The organism is Streptomyces sp. NPDC008121, assembly GCF_042957155.1.
In the GTDB taxonomy this organism is placed as follows: Bacteria; Actinomycetota; Actinomycetes; order Streptomycetales; family Streptomycetaceae; genus Streptomyces.
On sequence record NZ_JBIBHT010000004.1, the window covers coordinates 481663 to 497478 of the forward strand.

General features: G+C 71.5%; 15 protein-coding genes and 1 tRNA gene. 10 read left to right on the forward strand and 6 right to left on the reverse strand.

Annotated features, from left to right (window positions below):
- Positions 1 to 98: 98 nt before the first annotated feature.
- Together ACFZBD_RS16530 and ACFZBD_RS16535 are read right to left on the reverse strand one after the other, a co-directional pair.
- Positions 99 to 172, reverse strand: a tRNA-Pro gene (locus tag ACFZBD_RS16530).
- Between the two features lie 238 nt (positions 173 to 410).
- Positions 411 to 1349, reverse strand: a complete 939-nt coding sequence (locus tag ACFZBD_RS16535; RefSeq protein ID WP_391140210.1) for a metallophosphoesterase — start codon at positions 1347 to 1349, stop codon at positions 411 to 413.
- Between the two features lie 197 nt (positions 1350 to 1546).
- Here ACFZBD_RS16535 and ACFZBD_RS16540 point away from each other — a divergent pair, with 197 nt between their 5' ends.
- On the forward strand, positions 1547 to 2011 hold the full coding sequence (locus ACFZBD_RS16540) for a GatB/YqeY domain-containing protein (protein WP_391140212.1): 465 nt from the start codon (positions 1547 to 1549) through the stop codon (positions 2009 to 2011).
- 94 nt (positions 2012 to 2105) lie between these two features.
- On the opposite strand, the gene ACFZBD_RS16545 is transcribed toward ACFZBD_RS16540, so the two are convergent.
- The gene (locus ACFZBD_RS16545) at positions 2106 to 4358 is read right to left on the reverse strand and encodes a transglycosylase domain-containing protein (protein ID WP_391140214.1); all 2253 of its coding nucleotides are present in this window, start codon (positions 4356 to 4358) and stop codon (positions 2106 to 2108) included.
- A 691-nt stretch (positions 4359 to 5049) separates the two neighbouring features.
- Between ACFZBD_RS16545 and ACFZBD_RS16550 the strand changes: the two genes are divergently transcribed.
- Positions 5050 to 5394, forward strand: a complete 345-nt coding sequence (locus ACFZBD_RS16550; RefSeq protein WP_026058363.1) for a WhiB family transcriptional regulator — start codon at positions 5050 to 5052, stop codon at positions 5392 to 5394.
- Positions 5395 to 5496: 102 nt separating this feature from the next.
- Here the strand turns inward: ACFZBD_RS16550 and ACFZBD_RS16555 are convergent, their stop codons facing one another.
- Entirely contained in the window at positions 5497 to 6939 is a 1443-nt protein-coding gene (locus ACFZBD_RS16555; RefSeq protein ID WP_391140463.1) for an ArsA-related P-loop ATPase, read from the reverse strand.
- Between the two features lie 83 nt (positions 6940 to 7022).
- Positions 7023 to 7985 carry an ArsA-related P-loop ATPase gene (locus tag ACFZBD_RS16560; RefSeq protein ID WP_391140216.1) on the reverse strand — a complete coding sequence of 321 codons (963 nt, stop codon included), beginning with the start codon at positions 7983 to 7985 and terminating at the stop codon, positions 7023 to 7025.
- Positions 7986 to 8153: 168 nt separating this feature from the next.
- On the opposite strand from ACFZBD_RS16560, the gene ACFZBD_RS16565 reads away from it, so the two are divergent.
- The 5 genes from ACFZBD_RS16565 (at position 8154) to ACFZBD_RS16585 (ending at position 11640) form a co-directional block, all read left to right on the forward strand.
- Positions 8154 to 8312, forward strand: coding sequence for a DUF4177 domain-containing protein (locus ACFZBD_RS16565; protein ID WP_344089422.1), 159 nt, complete (start codon positions 8154 to 8156; stop codon positions 8310 to 8312).
- Positions 8309 to 8776: an Atu1372/SO_1960 family protein gene (locus ACFZBD_RS16570; protein WP_391140217.1), complete on the forward strand. Its 468-nt coding sequence runs from the start codon at positions 8309 to 8311 to the stop codon at positions 8774 to 8776. Before ACFZBD_RS16565 ends, ACFZBD_RS16570 begins: the two co-directional genes overlap by 4 nt.
- A gap of 126 nt (positions 8777 to 8902) precedes the next feature.
- Positions 8903 to 9832 carry an NUDIX hydrolase gene (locus tag ACFZBD_RS16575; RefSeq protein WP_391140218.1) on the forward strand — a complete coding sequence of 310 codons (930 nt, stop codon included), beginning with the start codon at positions 8903 to 8905 and terminating at the stop codon, positions 9830 to 9832.
- Positions 9829 to 10659, forward strand: coding sequence for an MBL fold metallo-hydrolase (locus tag ACFZBD_RS16580; protein ID WP_391140219.1), 831 nt, complete (start codon positions 9829 to 9831; stop codon positions 10657 to 10659). The genes ACFZBD_RS16575 and ACFZBD_RS16580 overlap by 4 nt, the downstream gene beginning before the upstream one ends.
- Before the next feature lie 96 nt (positions 10660 to 10755).
- The gene (locus tag ACFZBD_RS16585; protein WP_391140220.1) at positions 10756 to 11640 is read left to right on the forward strand and encodes an SPFH domain-containing protein; all 885 of its coding nucleotides are present in this window, start codon (positions 10756 to 10758) and stop codon (positions 11638 to 11640) included.
- A 147-nt stretch (positions 11641 to 11787) separates the two neighbouring features.
- Here the strand turns inward: ACFZBD_RS16585 and ACFZBD_RS16590 are convergent, their stop codons facing one another.
- The gene (locus tag ACFZBD_RS16590; RefSeq protein WP_391140222.1) at positions 11788 to 12462 is read right to left on the reverse strand and encodes a cyclic nucleotide-binding domain-containing protein; all 675 of its coding nucleotides are present in this window, start codon (positions 12460 to 12462) and stop codon (positions 11788 to 11790) included.
- Positions 12463 to 12775: 313 nt separating this feature from the next.
- Between ACFZBD_RS16590 and nth the strand changes: the two genes are divergently transcribed.
- Genes nth through ACFZBD_RS16605 form a run of 3 tightly spaced genes read left to right on the forward strand, consistent with a single transcriptional unit; the run spans position 12776 to position 15716 of the window.
- On the forward strand, positions 12776 to 13693 hold the full coding sequence (gene nth, locus ACFZBD_RS16595) for an endonuclease III (protein ID WP_391140224.1): 918 nt from the start codon (positions 12776 to 12778) through the stop codon (positions 13691 to 13693).
- A gap of 57 nt (positions 13694 to 13750) precedes the next feature.
- Entirely contained in the window at positions 13751 to 14470 is a 720-nt protein-coding gene (locus tag ACFZBD_RS16600) for an NUDIX domain-containing protein (RefSeq protein WP_391140225.1), read from the forward strand.
- Positions 14471 to 14516: 46 nt separating this feature from the next.
- Positions 14517 to 15716, forward strand: coding sequence for a MarP family serine protease (locus ACFZBD_RS16605; protein WP_391140226.1), 1200 nt, complete (start codon positions 14517 to 14519; stop codon positions 15714 to 15716).
- The last annotated feature ends 100 nt before the right edge of the window (positions 15717 to 15816 follow it).

Genomic DNA, 15816 nt, shown 5'->3' on the forward strand with positions numbered 1-15816 from the left:
GGCGGGGTCGTAGTGAGCGACGTGCGGAGGGGAACGGAGACGGAAACAGGTGAGGCACCTACGGAGATCCGTAGGTGCCTCACCTGGTGTTTCGGCTGTCGGGGTGGCGGGATTTGAACCCACGACCTCTTCGTCCCGAACGAAGCGCGCTGCCAAGCTGCGCTACACCCCGATGTCACTGCTCGGTTCTTCACGTCGCGGCGACATCGATTACTTTAGCCCACCCGCGCCCTGAGACGAAATCCGGTTTTCGCGGGGCCGGACCGCAGGTCGGACGTGGTCCGGAGAAGCTCCGGGGCACCAGGGCGCTGCCCAGGACGGAGTCGATCACCACCCCGCCGCGGCGGCCGGGGCGGTCAAGGCGCGGAAGGCCGCCGCCCCCCCGGGGCCGCCGTAGAGGGGCGAACCGGTCAGGCGCGCGCCGTCAGCGTCAGCAGTGTCGCCTCCGGCGGACAGGCGAAGCGGACCGGGGTGAACCGGTTGGTGCCGCACCCCGCCGAGACGTGGAGGAAGGATGTCCGCTCCTCGACCGTGTGCGTCGAGAGGCCCTTGACCCGGTCCGTGTCCAGGTCGCAGTTGGTCACCAGCGCTCCGTAGAAGGGGATGCACAGCTGCCCGCCGTGCGTGTGCCCCGCCAGGATCAGCTCGTACCCGTCCGCCGTGAAGGAGTCGAGCGTGCGCAGGTACGGCGCGTGCACCACGGCCAGCGAGAAGTCGGCCGAGGCGTCGGGCCCGCCCGCCACCCGCTCGTAACGGTCCCGCTTGATGTGCGGGTCGTCCAGGCCGGTGAAGGCCAGCTCCAGGTCGGGCAGCTTGAGCCGGCCGCGGGTGTTGGTCAGGTTCACCCAGCCCGCCGCGTCGAAGGCGTCCCGCATGCCCTCCCACGGGTTGTGGACGGCGCCGACCACCGGGGCGTTGCCGTTCAGCCCGTGCCGGCCCTGCGTCTTCTCCAGGAGATAGCGGGCCGGATTGCGCAGCCGGGGGCCGTAGTAGTCGTTGGAGCCGAAGACGTACACCCCCGGGAACTCCATCAGCGGCCCCAGCGCGTCCACGACCTCCGGCACCGCCTCCGTGTCGGAGAGGTTGTCGCCGGTGTTCACGACGAAGTCGGGGCGCAGACCCGCCAGCGACTGCAGCCACGCCCGCTTCTTGCGCTGACCGCACACCATGTGGATGTCCGATACCTGAAGGACCCGCAGATCCCGCATCCCCGGAGGGAGTACGGGGATGGTCACCCGCCGCAGGCGGAACGAGCGGGCCTCGAAGCCCGCCGCGTAGACGATTCCGGCCGCGGCCGTCGCCGTGAGGCCTGCCGTGATCTTCAGGGGGATCCCGTACCGTGCGCGCATCCCCCCATGGTCGCAGACCGGGCCGCTCCGGTCGCCGCACGGGCGGCAGTCAAGCGGCAGCCGGGCCGGGGGAGGGTGCGCCCGCGGTCGTGGTGGGCGGCAGCCGGGCCAGGGGGAAGGGGCGGGAAGCGGTGTGGCCGGGCCGCCGGGCGTAATGCGGGGGCGGGCGGCGCGTCCCACCTGACACACTTGGCCCCATGACCACGCTCAAGGCCAAGCTGCAGGACGACCTCAACGCCGCCATCAGGGAGCGCGACGAGCTGCGCTCCTCGACGCTGCGGCTCACCCTCTCCGCGATCACCAAGGAGGAGGTCGCGGGCAAGACCAAGCGCGAGCTCTCCGACGACGAGGTGCAGAAGGTGATCGCCAAGGAGGCGAAGAAGCGCCGCGAGGCCGCGGACGCCTTTGCCCAGGGTGGTCGGGCCGAGTCCGCCGAGCGCGAGAAGGCGGAGGGCGTCCTCCTCGACGCGTACCTGCCGCAGCAGCTCGGCGACGACGAGCTGGAGAAGATCGTCGCCGCCGCCGTCGCCGAGGCGAAGGGTGCGGGCGCCGAGGGGCCGCGCGCGATGGGTGCCGTCATGAAGATCGTGAACCCGCAGGTCGCCGGGCGGGCCGAGGGCGGCCGTGTCGCCGCCACCGTCAAGAAGCTCCTCGCGGGCTGACCAGCGCTCCCCATCCGGCAGCCGGCACGCCCCACCGCACAGGAGAAGGGCGCCCCCTCAGGGGGCGCCCTTCTCCTGTCCCTACACCTGTCGGCTACCGTCCGCCGCCACCGTTGCCATTGCCCCGGCCGCCACCGTTACCGCCACCGCCGAACAGGTCCGGCGGGATGGTGATGCCCGGGAAGGTGTCGTCGTCGCCCCGGCCGTCGCCGCCCGGCTTGTTGTTGCCGCCCGGACGCTGGCGGCCCTTGTCCTTCTCCTTGTCCTCGGGCTTCTCGCCACGCGGTACGGAGATCGGCGCGAACTGCGGCGTCTCGGAGGCGCTGAGCGCCCCGGTCATCGCGATCTTCCAGATCGGTCCCGGCAGACAGCCACCGCAGACCTTGTCGTAGACCTCTCCGCCGATGGTGATGTCGAACATCGACGTCTTCTCGCCGACGTCGTCACCGACCCAGACCGCCGTGGACAGGTTCGGGGTGTAGCCGACGAACCAGGCGTCCTTGCGGTCGTTGGTCGTACCCGTCTTGCCGGCGTTGTCGCGGTCGCTCAGACCGGCCTTCGTACCGGTGCCGTCCTCGACGACGCCCTTCAGCATCTGGTTGACGGTGTCGGCCGTCCGCTCGCTCATCGCCCGCGAGCACTCGCTGCGCGGCACCTTCAGCTTCTGGCCGGTCGCCGTCGTGATCGACTCGATGGCGACCGGGGTGCAGTACTGGCCCCGGTTGGCGAAGGTGGCGTAGACGGCCGCCATGTCGAGCGGGGTGGCCTCCTGGCCGCCGAGGGTGATCGACGGAAGCTCCTTGAGCTTCTTGCCGAGCTCACGCTCGTACCCCATCTTCTTCGCCATCTCGATCGTCTCGCAGAGGCCGGTCAGCTGCTCCAGCTTCGCGAAGTACGTGTTGATGGACTTGCCGAGCGCGCTCGTCATGTCCCAGCTGCCGGCCTCGGACTCCAGCTCGTTCTGCAGGACCCAGTCGCCGCTGCCCGCCGGGCCGCCCGCGCAGGTGTTGTACGAGCTCATCGGCAGCGTGATCTTCCACGGCGTCGCGAAGGACTGTGCCGGGCTCAGCCCCTTCTCCAGGGCCGCCGCGGCCGTGATCGGCTTGAAGGTCGAACCGACCTGGAAGCCGTAGGTCGTGCCGCCCATCTTGCTGCCGACGGCCAGGTTGAGCGTCGTCTGGTGCTGCTTCTGGTCGAGTCCGTACGGGCGGGACTGACCCATCGACAGGATCTTGCCGGTGCCCGGCTGGACCTGGACCACCGAGGCGGCGACCTTGTCGTCCTCGTAGATCTTGGCGACGGCGGCCTCGTTCGCCGCCTCCTGCGCGCGCGGGTCGAGCGTGGTCCGGACCGTCAGACCGCCGAGGTTCCACAGCTTCTGCCGTTCCTCGGACGTCTTGCCGAAGACCGGGTCGTTCAGGATCGTCTTGCGGACGTAGTCGCAGAAGAAGCCGGCGCCGTCGACCGCGGTGATGCAGCCGTTCTTCGGCGCCTTCACCTTCAGCTTGATCGGGGCGGCCATGGCCCGGTCCGCCTCCGCCTGGCTGATGTCCTTCACGTCGGCCATGCGCTGCAGCACGATGTTGCGCCGCTTGGTGGCCTCCTGGACGTCGTTGACCGGGTCGTAGCGGCTCGGGGACTGGACGAGGCCGGCCATCATGGCGGCCTCCTCCAGCTTGAGGTCCGCGGCGGGCTTGGAGAAGTACCGCTGGGAGGCCGCCTCGACGCCGTAGGCCTGCTGCCCGAAGAAGGTGATGTTGAGGTAGTTCTCGAGGATCTTCTTCTTCCCCAGCTCCTCCTCGACCTGGATCGCGTACTTCAGTTCGCGCACCTTGCGGCCGATGGTCTGCTGGGTGGCCTGGGCGACCTTCTCGGGGTCGTCGCCGGCCTCCTCCACGAAGACGTTCTTGACGTACTGCTGGGTGAGCGTGGACGCGCCCTGGGCCACGCCGCCCGACTGGGCGTTGCGGTTGATCGCGCGCAGCACGCCCTTGAGGTCGACCGCGCCGTGTTCGTAGAACCGCGAGTCCTCGATCGCGACGATCGCCTTCTGCATGTACGGGGAGACCTTCTCCAGCGGCACGACCTTGCGGTCGCGCGAGTACACGGTGGCGATGGCGCCGCCCTCGGAGTCGAGGATCGTGGTGCGCTGACTCAGGGGCGGGGTCTTCAGGTTGGAGGGGATCTCGTCGAATCCCTCGACCGTGCCCTTGGCGGCCAGGCCCAGTGCCCCGGCCGCGGGCAGGGCGATGCCCGCCAGGACGGCTCCGGAGAGCACACTGACACCAAGGAACTTGGCGGCCTGCTGGGTCCCGGTCAGACCTCCGCCGGAGCGCTTCTTTGCCATGGGGGCAGCCTAATCCGTCGATGGCGGCGTTCAGCGGGAGCGGGGCCTCTCGGAGCGTTCGAGTACCAGACCGTGACACTCGAACGGCGGCGAGAAGGGTGAGACGGGGGCGGCGGGGGCGTCCACGGCCTGCGGAACGGGCGCCAAGAACGGGTCAAATCCCCCCGAAGTGCCCTTGGGGTCCCCCATCGGTGAGGAATCCGGCCCGAGGGGTGCACCGGCTCCGGTGGAGGCCGGGTGAGGGCCGGGAGGGGGTCGCGTGAGGGTCGCCGCGACACCTCGCGGAGGTTCCGAATCGCCGGACAGGCGCACAGGCGTTGGCCTAAGCTGCTCTCGACTGTCACGGCGGCGCGGTGCACGACAAGACCCGGACCTGACGTCGGCGCGGCGCCTCCCCACGAACCCGAGCGTGGGAAGCCGTGCCCGGTTCCGCCCCATGCGTCACCCGACGTCCCTTGTGGTCACGGCACAGAAGCATGAACTGTACCGGTCTGCCGCATTAGAGCCGCATGTCCTCGGGTCACTCCTCTGGGTGATCTGCCGCGTACGCATAGTCCGTTCGGGCCATTCAAGATTGGGCCCGAAGGGGGTGTTGCGCTGTGCCCACCTTCCGTAACGTCACCAACTGGCAGCGGTGAATATGCCGCTACCGCCGTGGGGGAGCCTCGATTCGGGAGAGGACGGCGCCGGTATGGGCTGGGTAGCTGACTGGAGTGCGCAGGCGGCCTGCCGCACTACCGATCCGGATGAACTTTTCGTGCAGGGCGCGGCACAGAACAGGGCGAAGGCGGTGTGCACCGGATGCCCGGTGCGGACCGAGTGCCTGGCCGACGCCCTCGACAACCGCGTGGAGTTCGGCGTGTGGGGCGGCATGACGGAGCGCGAGCGACGCGCCCTGCTGCGCCGGCGGCCGACCGTCACCTCGTGGCGGCGACTGCTCGAGACCGCGCGCACGGAGTACGAGCGCGGAGCGGGCCTGCTGCCCGTGGCGATGGAGGACGACGCGACGTACGAGGCGTACGCGGCGGTGGGCTGACCGCCCCCGGCGAACGAGAAGCGCCCCGGACGAAGCCGATCCGGACGGACACGTACCGGACGGAGACGTACCGGACGAAGGTGGTCCGGGCGTTCAGAAGGCTCAGCCGGGAGGAACACGTCCCGCCGTGAGCCGAGCGCCGATGGCCCGCAGCCCAGCGAGATCGTGTACGTCGCCGGGCAGGGCCGCCACTTCGGCGACCGCCACCTCCGGGTGGAGCGTCGTGAAACGGTCCCGCGTGCGCTGCTCACGCGCGAGCACCTGCATCCGCTCGGCGTGCAGACGGAGAAGTCCCGCCGTCAGCTGCCGGAGGTCCTCGGCGTCGGGGTTCCCGAAGCTCTCGGGGTCGCCGGGACGGCCGGAGCCGCGCGCGGCCGTGGGGTCGGCCGCGAGGTCGGCTGTGGGGGCAGCCACATGCTGATCACCGTCGGGCCCACCCAGCTCGTCGGGCCTGACGTACTCGTCGCGCTTGTCACGCTGCTCGTCGTGCTCGTCGTGCGGAGGTGCGGCGGCGGTGGCGATGGTCGACGGCTCGGGGGAGTTGACCCGGGAGCCACGAACATCAGCCTTCCCGGCCCCCTGATCCACAATGCGCCCCTCCTCAAGATTTTCCGCGGCGGCCCGTGCCCGCTCGGCCGACAGCCGGGCGGCACCGCTGCCGTGGACGCGATTGAGGACGAGCCCGGCCAGCGGCATCTCCTCCGCGGCCAGCCGCTCCACGAAGTACGCCGCCTCCCGCAGCGCGTCCCGCTCCGGCGTCGCCACCACCAGGAACGCCGTCCCCGGCGCCTGAAGCAGCTTGTACGTCGCGTCCGCCCGGGTCCGGAAGCCGCCGAACATCGTGTCCATGGCCGACACGAACGTCTGCACGTCCTTCAGGAACTGACCCCCCAGCAGCTTCCCCAGCGTCCCCGTCATCATCGACATGCCGACATTGAGGAACTTCATCCCCGCCCGGCCGCCCATCTTCGCGGGCGCGATGAGGAGCTTGATGAACTTCCCGTCCAGGAAGGACCCCAGCCGCTTCGGCGCGTCCAGGAAATCGAGCGCGGAGCGCGACGGCGGGGTGTCGACGACGATCAGGTCCCACTCGTCCCTGGCCCGCAGCTGCCCGAGCTTCTCCATCGCCATGTACTCCTGCGTGCCGGCGAAACCGGCCGACAGGGACTGGTAGAAGGGGTTCTCCAGGATCGCCCGCGCCCGCTCGGCGTCCGCGTGCGCCTCGACGATCTCGTCGAAGGTCCGCTTCATGTCCAGCATCATGGCGTGCAGCTCCCCGGCGCCCGGCCCCTTGATGCCGTCGACCCTCCGCGGGATGTTGTCGAGCGAGTCGATCCCCATCGACTGGGCGAGTCGCCGCGCCGGATCGATCGTCAGGACGACGACCTTCCGGCCCCGCTCGGCCGCCCGTACGCCGAGGGCCGCCGCGGTCGTCGTCTTGCCCACACCGCCGGCGCCGCAGCAGACGATGATCCGGGTGCCCGGGTCGTCGATGAGCGGGTCCAGGGCCAGGGCGGGGGCCGCGTCGAGACCGTTCGAGGGCACGGCGCCGGTCCACGCGGCACCGGTCCACGCCGCATCCGTGCCCGCGGTCTCCCTGCTCGCGGCATCCGTGCTCGCGGTCTCCGTCACGCGCCCGCCCCTTGCTTCCGCAGTTCCTTCGCCAGCCGGTACAGGCCCGCGATGTCCCCTCCGTCCCCCAGGAAGGGCAGTTCGTACGCCGGTACGTCGAGCCGGCGCAGGACCGCCCGCTGCTCCCGCTCCAGCTCCACGCGCTGCGCGTGCTGCGCCGCCTGCTCAAGGAGGGGCCCGACCAGCTCCGTACCGCCGCTGACGCCCGCCTCGGCCAGGGTCCTCGCGACCGCGTCCCGGTGGTCCCCGGAGGCCGCCCGTACCGCCGCCTCGTCGAGGACGTGCGGGCGGACCATGTTCACGATGACGTTGCCCACCGGCAGGTCGGCCGACCGCAGCTCCGCGATGCCGTCCGCGGTCTCCTGGACCGGCATCTCCTCCAGGAGCGTGACCAGGTGCACCGCCGTCTCGGGCGACTTGAGGACCCGCATCACGGCCTGCGCCTGGTTGTGTATCGGGCCGATCCTGGCCAGCCCCGCCACCTCGTCGTTGACGTTGAGGAAGCGGGTGATCCGGCCGGTCGGGGGCGCGTCCATGACGACGTGGTCGTAGGAGTGGCCACCGTGCTTCTCGCGGCGGCGGACCGCCTCGCAGGCCTTGCCGGTCAGCAGCACGTCCCGTACGCCCGGGGCGATCGTCGTCGCGAAGTCGATCGCGCCCAGCTTCTTCAAGGCCCGCCCGGCGCTGCCCAGTTTGTAGAACATCTGGAGGTAGTCGAGGAGCGCGCGCTCGGCGTCGATGGCGAGCGCGAAGACCTCACCACCGCCCGGGGCGACGGCGATCTTGCGCTCCTCGTACGGAAGGGCCTCCGTCTCGAAGAGCTGTGCGATGCCCTGCCTGCCTTCGACCTCCACGAGGAGGGTCCGCTTGCCCTCCGTCGCGAGGGCGAGCGCGAGGGCGGCGGCGACCGTCGTCTTACCGGTACCACCCTTGCCGCTGACGACCTGGAGCCTGCTCACGCCGTCGAGCCTAACCACTGGCACTGCGCCCCGGGCGCGCACGGGGCGGATTGGGCGGGTCATGGGGCCCGGGTACCCCGCCCCGCGCGCCGCACGCGGCCCGGCTCGGGGGGTGCCGGGAGGCGCCGGGAGGAGGGGTCCGGCGGGGCAGCCGATACAGTCGGCCCCATGACCAAGTGGGAGTACGCGACTGTGCCGCTTCTGGTGCACGCGACGAAGCAGATTCTGGACACCTGGGGCGAGGACGGCTGGGAGCTCGTCCAGGTCGTGCCCGGGCCGAACAACCCCGAGCAGCTCGTGGCCTACCTGAAGCGGGCGAAGCCGTGAGCGGGGCCGTGGAGGCCAAGCTGGCCGAGCTGGGCCTGACCCTGCCCGAGGTCGTCCCGCCGCTGGCCGCGTACCAGCCGGCCGTGCGGTCCGGCGCCTACGTCTACACCTCGGGCCAGCTCCCGATGGTGGACGGCAAGCTTCCGGTGACCGGCAAGGTCGGCGCCGAGGTCACCGCCGACGAGGCCAAGGAGCTCGCGGCCACCTGCGCGCTGAACGCGCTCGCCGCCGTGAAGTCGGTCGCCGGTGACCTGGACCGGATCAAGCGGGTCGTGAAGGTCGTGGGCTTCGTCGCCTCCGCCGCCGACTTCACCGGGCAGCCGGGCGTGATCAACGGCGCCAGCGAGCTGCTCGGCGCGGTCCTCGGCGAGAAGGGCGTGCACGCGCGCAGCGCGGTCGGCGTGGCCGTCCTGCCGCTGGACGCCCCGGTCGAGGTCGAGGTCCAAGTGGAACTCCAGGACTGACACACCGCCCGTACCACCGTGTACGTCCCGGTAAGCCGGGACGTCGGGACACCGCCAGGGAGCCGGTCCCCCCGCCCGGGGGGATCGGCTCTCGTGCATCCCGGGCGCCCGGCATACCATCCGGCCATGGCGAATGGTCAGTGGTACCCCCCGGAATGGCCCGACCGCATCCGCGCTCTCGCGGCGGGCGAGCTCGTCCCCGCCGCCCCCAGGCGGGCCGCCACCGTCATGCTGCTGCGCGACGGCGCCGCGGGCCGGGAGCAGGCCCCCGGCCAGGGGCACGACCAGGAGCAGGGGCGGGAACGGGGTCAGGGCCCGAGCGTCCACATGCTGCGGCGGCGCGCCTCCATGGCCTTCGCGGGCGGTGCGTACGCCTATCCCGGCGGCGGGGTCGATCCGCGCGACGAGCACCCGGTGCGCTGGGCCGGGCCGTCCCTGGAGACCTGGGCCGCCCGCCTCGGCGTCACGGACCCGCGGGAGGCGCAGGCGATCGTCTGCGCGGCCGTCCGGGAGACGTACGAGGAGGCGGGCGTGCTGCTCGCCGGCGGGACCGCGCAGACCGTCGTCGGCGACACGACCGGCGACGACTGGGAGAAGGACCGTGCGGCGCTGGTCGCCCGCGAGCTGTCCTTCGCCGACTTCCTCGACCGGCGCGGCCTGGTGCTGCGGTCGGATCTGCTGGGTGCGTGGGCGCGCTGGATCACGCCGGAGTTCGAGCCCCGGCGCTATGACACCTGGTTCTTCGTGGCCGTGCTGCCGGCCGGGCAGCGGACGCGCAACGCCTCCACCGAGGCGGACCGGACCGTGTGGATCCGCCCGGCCGACGCGGCGGCGGGGTACGACCGCGGCGAGCTGATGATGATGCCGCCGACGATCTCCACCCTGCGGGCTCTGGAACGTTTCGCCACGGCCGCGGAGGCACTGGCCGCGGCCGAGGGGCAGGACCTGGCCCCCGTCCTCGCGCAGGCGCGCCTCGCGGGCGACGAGGTGGTCCTGAGCTGGCCGGGGCACGACGAGTTCACCAAGCACATCCCGAGCGGGGGAGGCGGCCGATGACGGACGCGGCGGCGCTGCCGGGCCAGCCGAGGGGAGGGGTCCTCTCCGGGCAGGCGACGGCCCGCGCCCACAACGTCCTCGCGCCGAACCCCTCCGCGATGACCCTGGACGGCACCAACACCTGGATCGTCTCCGAGCCGGACTCCGACCTCGCCGTCGTCATCGACCCCGGGCCGCTCGACGACGGCCATCTGCGGCACGTCGTGCGGACGGCGGAGCGGCTCGGCAAGCGGGTCGCGCTGACGCTGCTCACCCACGGCCACCCGGACCACGCGGAGGGCGCGGGCCGGTTCGCCGAGCTGACCGGGACGCGGGTCCGCGCGCTCGACCCGGCGCTGCGGCTGGGCGAGGAGGGGCTCGGGGCCCGGGACGTGATCGACGTCGGCGGCCTGGAGCTGCGCGTGGTGCCGACGCCGGGCCACACGTCGGACTCGCTCTCGTTCCATCTGCCCGCCGACCGGGCCGTCCTGACGGGGGACACCATCCTCGGGCGGGGCACCACGATCGTCGCGCACCCCGACGGGCGGCTCGGCGACTACCTGGACTCGCTGCGCCGGCTGCGCTCGCTCACCGTGGACGACGGGGTCCACACGGTCCTGCCGGGCCACGGGCCGGTGCTCCAGGACGCCCAGGGGGCGGTGGAGTTCTATCTCGCCCACCGCGCCCATCGCCTCGCGCAGGTCGAGACGGCCGTCGAGAACGGCCACGCGACCCCGGCGGAGGTCGTCGCGCACGTCTACGCCGATGTGGACCGTTCCCTGTGGCCCGCGGCCGAGCTCTCCGTACGCGCGCAGCTCGAATACCTCGGCGAGCACGGTCTGATCTGACGGCCGGCAGGCGCTTCCCCGCACACCCGAGAACGATCTTCCGTTCGTGCTTTACGCTCCGCTTACGTTTGGCCGTAGCTCTCGGGGGGTTCACCTGTGTTCGTCATATCCATCCTGCTGCTCATCACCGCGGTGGTGCTCTATTTCGTCGGGCGCGCCCAGGGCACGACGGGGCTGAAGCTCGGCGCCCTCGGCGCCCTCGTCGCCGGGGTCTTCTCGCTGCTGGCATCGATGCTCTACATCATCAGTGCGTACGAGGTCGGCGTGCCGGTCGCCTTCGGCAAGGTCGGCTCTCCGATGACGTCCGGGATGCACGTCAAGTCCCCGTTCACCGACGTCACGACCTTCTCGACCCGCCCGGTCGACCTCAACCTCTCCGACAAGGACGTGGTCGAGGTCCGCTCCTCGCAGGGCGGTGTCATGTACGCCGAGGTGACGGTGAAGTGGGCGGTGACCCCGGCCAGGGCGGTGGAGCTGTACCGGCTCGCCGGCAGCGAGGACGCCATCCAGCAGCGGCTGGTCTACCCGGACAGCCGGGAGATCGTCCGCAACGTCTTCGCGCGCCACACGAGCGAGCAGGGCTACGCCAGTGACCGCGAGAAGATCAACGCCGAGATCGGCGACCTGATCAAGGAGCGGCTGGCGCCCCGCGGTATCGCCGTCACCACGGTCAACCTGCGCAACGTGAAGCCGTCCGACGCCCTGCAGGGGCAGATCGACCGCAAGATCCAGCAGCAGCAGGCCACCGAGCGGGCCACCGAGGCCGCCCGCACGGCCAAGGCCGAGGCCGACCGGCGCCGCATCGAGGCCGAGGGCATCGCGCGCGCCAACAAGATCCTCAACGACTCGCTGACCGACAAGGTCCTGATGAACCAGTGCATCGAGGCGTACCGGGAGGCCTCGTCGAAGAACCCGGTGTACGCGGTGCCGTGCGGCGGCGCGAGCGGGAACCCGCTGATCGTGGACGGCACCAAGCGGTAGACCGCTACGGGCCCGGTCCTCCCGGGCCCGTTCGCGGGACGGTTCGAGGCCCGGCCGCGGATCCACCCGCGGTCGGGTCCTCGCCGGAACGCGCGAAGGGCCGCCCCGGTTCGACCGGGGCGGCCCTTCGCGTGCGTACGGGGGTGCTTACCGCGAGCGCTTCGCGAGGCGCTCCACGTCCAGCAGGATCACGGCACGCGCCTCCAGGCGCAGCCAGCCGCGCTGGGCGAAGTCCGCGAGCGCCTTGTTGACCGTCTCGCGGGAGGCGCCGACCAGCTGGGCCAGCTCCTCCTGGGTCAGGTCGTGGACGACGTGGATGCCCTCCTCCGACTGCACGCCGAAGCGGCGCGACAGGTCGAGGAGCGCGCGGGCGACACGGCCCGGGACGTCCGAGAAGACCAGGTCGGACATCTGGTCGTTGGTCTTGCGGAGCCGGCGGGCGACCGCGCGCAGCAGGGCGGTGGCCACCTCGGGGCGGGCGTTCAGCCAGGGCTGGAGGTCGCCGTGGCCGAGGCCGAGCAGCTTGACCTCGGTCAGCGCCGTCGCGGTGGCGGTGCGCGGGCCCGGGTCGAAGAGGGACAGCTCGCCGATCAGCTCGCCGGGGCCGAGGACGGCCAGCATGTTCTCCCGGCCGTCGGGCGAGGTGCGGTGGAGCTTCACCTTGCCGTCCGTGACCACGTACAGGCGGTCGCCGGGGTCCCCCTCGTGGAACAGCGCGTCGCCACGGGCGAGCGTCGCTTCACTCATCGAGGCGCGCAGCTCCGCGGCCTGCTCGTCATCGAGCGCCGCGAAGAGCGGGGCGCGCCGCAGAACGTCGTCCACGAGTTCTCTCCTATGTCGACCTGCTCAGGGGATCTTGATCCCATGATGCCGGACGCACAAAACAGTGCGATCAATCACAACAAGTTTGACGTACCGAACGGCCCGCCCGTACGTCAGGGGCCCGATTGGGTCGTGATCGGCCGTGCCCAGGGCGGATGTCGGTGATGGCCCTTAGGCTGGCCGGGTGTCCAACTCGCCGGTGAGAGCGCAGGCCAAGGGGGCTGGGAGAGTGTCCGCCAAGGGTGATTCCGCTGTGGGCGAACAGGGTGTGCCCAATCGGGCAAATGCGACAAACCGCCCGCAAAAGGGGACGGTGAAGGCTTCGAAGAAGCCCGCTGCGGCCACGAGGAAGGCCGCGCCCGCCAAGAAGTCCGCACCGCCCGCCGAGAAGACCCCGGCGGCCACGTCGAAGAGCGCCCCGCCCGCCAAGAGGACCGCGCCCCCGAAGGCGGAGACCCGGCTCGGCATGGTGCGGCGGGCCCGGAAGATCAACCGGGAGCTGGCCGACGTCTTTCCGTACGCCCATCCCGAGCTGGACTTCCGCAACCCCTTCGAGCTGCTGGTCGCCACGGTCCTCTCCGCCCAGACCACCGACCTGAGGGTCAACCAGACCACCCCCGCCCTCTTCGCCCGCTATCCCACGCCCGAGGACCTCGCCGCCGCCGTCCCCGAGGAGATCGAGGAGCTGATCCGGCCCACCGGCTTCTTCCGCGCGAAGACCAAGTCGATCATGGGGCTTGCCACCGCCCTCCGGGACGACTTCGGCGGCGAGGTCCCCGGCCGGCTCGACGACCTCGTCAAGCTGCCCGGTGTGGGCCGCAAGACCGCCTTCGTCGTCCTCGGCAACGCCTTCGGCGTGCCCGGCATCACCGTCGACACCCACTTCATGCGGCTCGCCCGCCGCTGGAAGTGGACCGAGAGCGACGACCCGGTCAAGATCGAGGCCGAGGTCGCCGAGATCTTCCCCAAGAGCGAGTGGACGATGCTCTCGCACCGGGTGATCTTCCACGGCCGCCGGATCTGCCACGCCCGCAAGCCCGCCTGCGGCGCCTGCCCGATCGCCCCGCTCTGCCCGGCGTACGGCGAGGGGGAGACCGACCCGGAGAAGGCGGAGAAGCTCCTGAAGTACGAGAAGGGCGGCTTCCCCGGCCAGCGGCTGAACCCGCCTCCGGACTATCCGGGCCGTCCCGCCCCGCCCGCCGCCGGCGTCGCCCCCGGGGCGGACGCCTGACCCGGCCCGGAGGGAACGAAGCCATGCTCCGATCGCGTTGGGAACACGGGGGTGCCTATGACGCGCACTGACGAAGAGACGGCGGCCGATCCGACCCACGGCGTCGGGACCGGCGGACTGCTCAGCCGGGCCGGGCTGCCCGGCTGGCTCGCCCCGGTGGAGCGGGCGGCCCGCACGGTCGAGCCCGAGCAGCTCAGCCGCTTCCTGCCGCCCGCCGACGGCGCGGGACGCCAGTCCGCCGTCCTCGTCCTCTTCGGCGAGGGCGAACGCGGACCCGAGCTGCTGCTGATGGAGCGGGCCGGGACGCTCCGCTCGCACGCCGGGCAGCCTTCCTTCCCCGGCGGCGCCCTCGACCCCGAGGACGGCCCGCCGGCCGACGGCGGCCTGCTGAGGGCCGCCCTGCGGGAGGCCGAGGAGGAGACCGGACTCGACCCCTCCGGCGTCCAGATCTTCGGCGTGCTGCCCCAGCTCTACATCCCGGTGAGCCGGTTCGTCGTCACCCCCGTCCTCGGCTGGTGGCGCGTCCCCAGCCCCGTCGGCGTGGTCGACCCCGCCGAGACCGCCCGGGTTTTCACCGTCCCCGTGGCGGATCTCACGGACCCGGCCAACCGCGCGACCACCGTCCACCCCAGCGGCCACAAGGGCCCCGCGTTCCTGGTCGAATCGGCTCTGGTCTGGGGATTCACGGCCGGAGTCATCGACCGGATCCTCCACTTCGCCGGCTGGGAGAGACCGTGGGACCGGGCCAAGCAGGTCCCGCTCGACTGGCGCTCATGACAGGCTGACCCAGGCGACCGAAGACGAATCTGCGAGGCTACTGACGGTGAACGTGCTGGACATCCTGCTACTGCTCGCCGCCGTGTGGTTCGCGATCATCGGTTATCGCCAGGGCTTCGTGGTCGGCATCCTGTCCGTGATCGGCTTCCTCGGCGGCGGTCTCGTCGCCGTCTTCCTGGTGCCCGTCATCTGGAAGCAGCTGACGGACAACTCCGAGGTCGGCACCACCGCGACCGTCGTCTTCGTGATCGTGGTCATCGTCCTGGCCTCGATCGGCCAGGCCTTCACCACCCACCTGGGCAACAAGCTGCGCCGGCACATCACCTGGTCGCCCGCGCGCGCCCTCGACGCCACCGGCGGCGCGCTGGTCAACGTCGTCGCGATGCTGCTCGTCGCCTGGCTCCTCGGCTCGGCGCTCGCCCGGACCTCGATGCCCACCCTGGGCAAGGAGGTCCGCAGCTCCAAGGTGCTGCTCGGCGTGGAGCGCGTGATGCCCGATCAGGCGTCCACGTGGTTCACCGACTTCACCTCCACGCTCTCCCAGAACGGCTTCCCGCAGGTCTTCAGCCCCTTCGCCAACGAGCCCATCACCGAGGTCCGGCCCCCGGACCCGGCGCTCGCGGGCAGCCCGGTCGCCGCCCGCGTCCAGCGGTCGATCGTCAAGGTCGTCGGCACGGCACCGAGCTGCGGCAAGGTCCTCGAAGGCACCGGCTTCGTCTTCTCCGACCGCCGCGTCATGACCAACGCCCACGTCGTCGGCGGCGTCGACGAGCCCACCGTCCAGATCGGGGGCGAGGGCCGGCTGTACGACGCGAAGGTCGTGCTCTACGACTGGGAGCGGGACATCGCCGTCCTGGACGTGCCGGAACTGGACGCCCAGCCCCTCCGCTTCGCCGCCGAGGACGCCCGCAGCGGGGACAACGCCATCGTCGCCGGCTTCCCGGAGAACGGCTCGTACGACGTCCGCTCGGCACGCGTCCGGGGCCGCATCAGCGCCAAGGGGCCCGACATCTACCACCGCGGCGAGGTGCGCAGGGACGTGTACTCGCTCTACGCGACGGTCCGTCAGGGCAACTCCGGCGGCCCGCTGCTCACCGCCGACGGCGAGGTGTCGGGCGTGATCTTCGCCCGGTCCCTCGACGACGCCAACACCGGCTACGCCCTGACGGTCGACGAGATCCGCGAGGACATCATCCGTGGCCAGGCCGCGAACCAGCAGGTGGACAGCGAGGGCTGCGCGCTCTAGCGAAGCCGAAGCCGGAGGCGAAGCCCGCGTCGGAGCCGATGACGGCGTCGGAGCCTCAGGGGGACGTACGGTCAGGGGCGTGGGCGGCCGGAACGATCCG

Bases quoted from the DNA above. Each gene is read 5' to 3' on its own strand.
- ACFZBD_RS16535 (WP_391140210.1), bottom strand. From the start codon at position 1,349: ATGCGCGCACGGTACGGGATCCCCCTGAAGATCACGGCAGGCCTCACG.
- ACFZBD_RS16540 (WP_391140212.1), top strand. From the start codon at position 1,547: ATGACCACGCTCAAGGCCAAGCTGCAGGACGACCTCAACGCCGCCATC.
- ACFZBD_RS16600 (WP_391140225.1), top strand. From the start codon at position 13,751: ATGACGCGCACTGACGAAGAGACGGCGGCCGATCCGACCCACGGCGTC.
- ACFZBD_RS16565 (WP_344089422.1), top strand. From the start codon at position 8,154: ATGACCAAGTGGGAGTACGCGACTGTGCCGCTTCTGGTGCACGCGACG.
- ACFZBD_RS16545 (WP_391140214.1), bottom strand. From the start codon at position 4,358: ATGGCAAAGAAGCGCTCCGGCGGAGGTCTGACCGGGACCCAGCAGGCC.
- ACFZBD_RS16575 (WP_391140218.1), top strand. From the start codon at position 8,903: ATGGCGAATGGTCAGTGGTACCCCCCGGAATGGCCCGACCGCATCCGC.
- ACFZBD_RS16550 (WP_026058363.1), top strand. From the start codon at position 5,050: ATGGGCTGGGTAGCTGACTGGAGTGCGCAGGCGGCCTGCCGCACTACC.
- ACFZBD_RS16580 (WP_391140219.1), top strand. From the start codon at position 9,829: ATGACGGACGCGGCGGCGCTGCCGGGCCAGCCGAGGGGAGGGGTCCTC.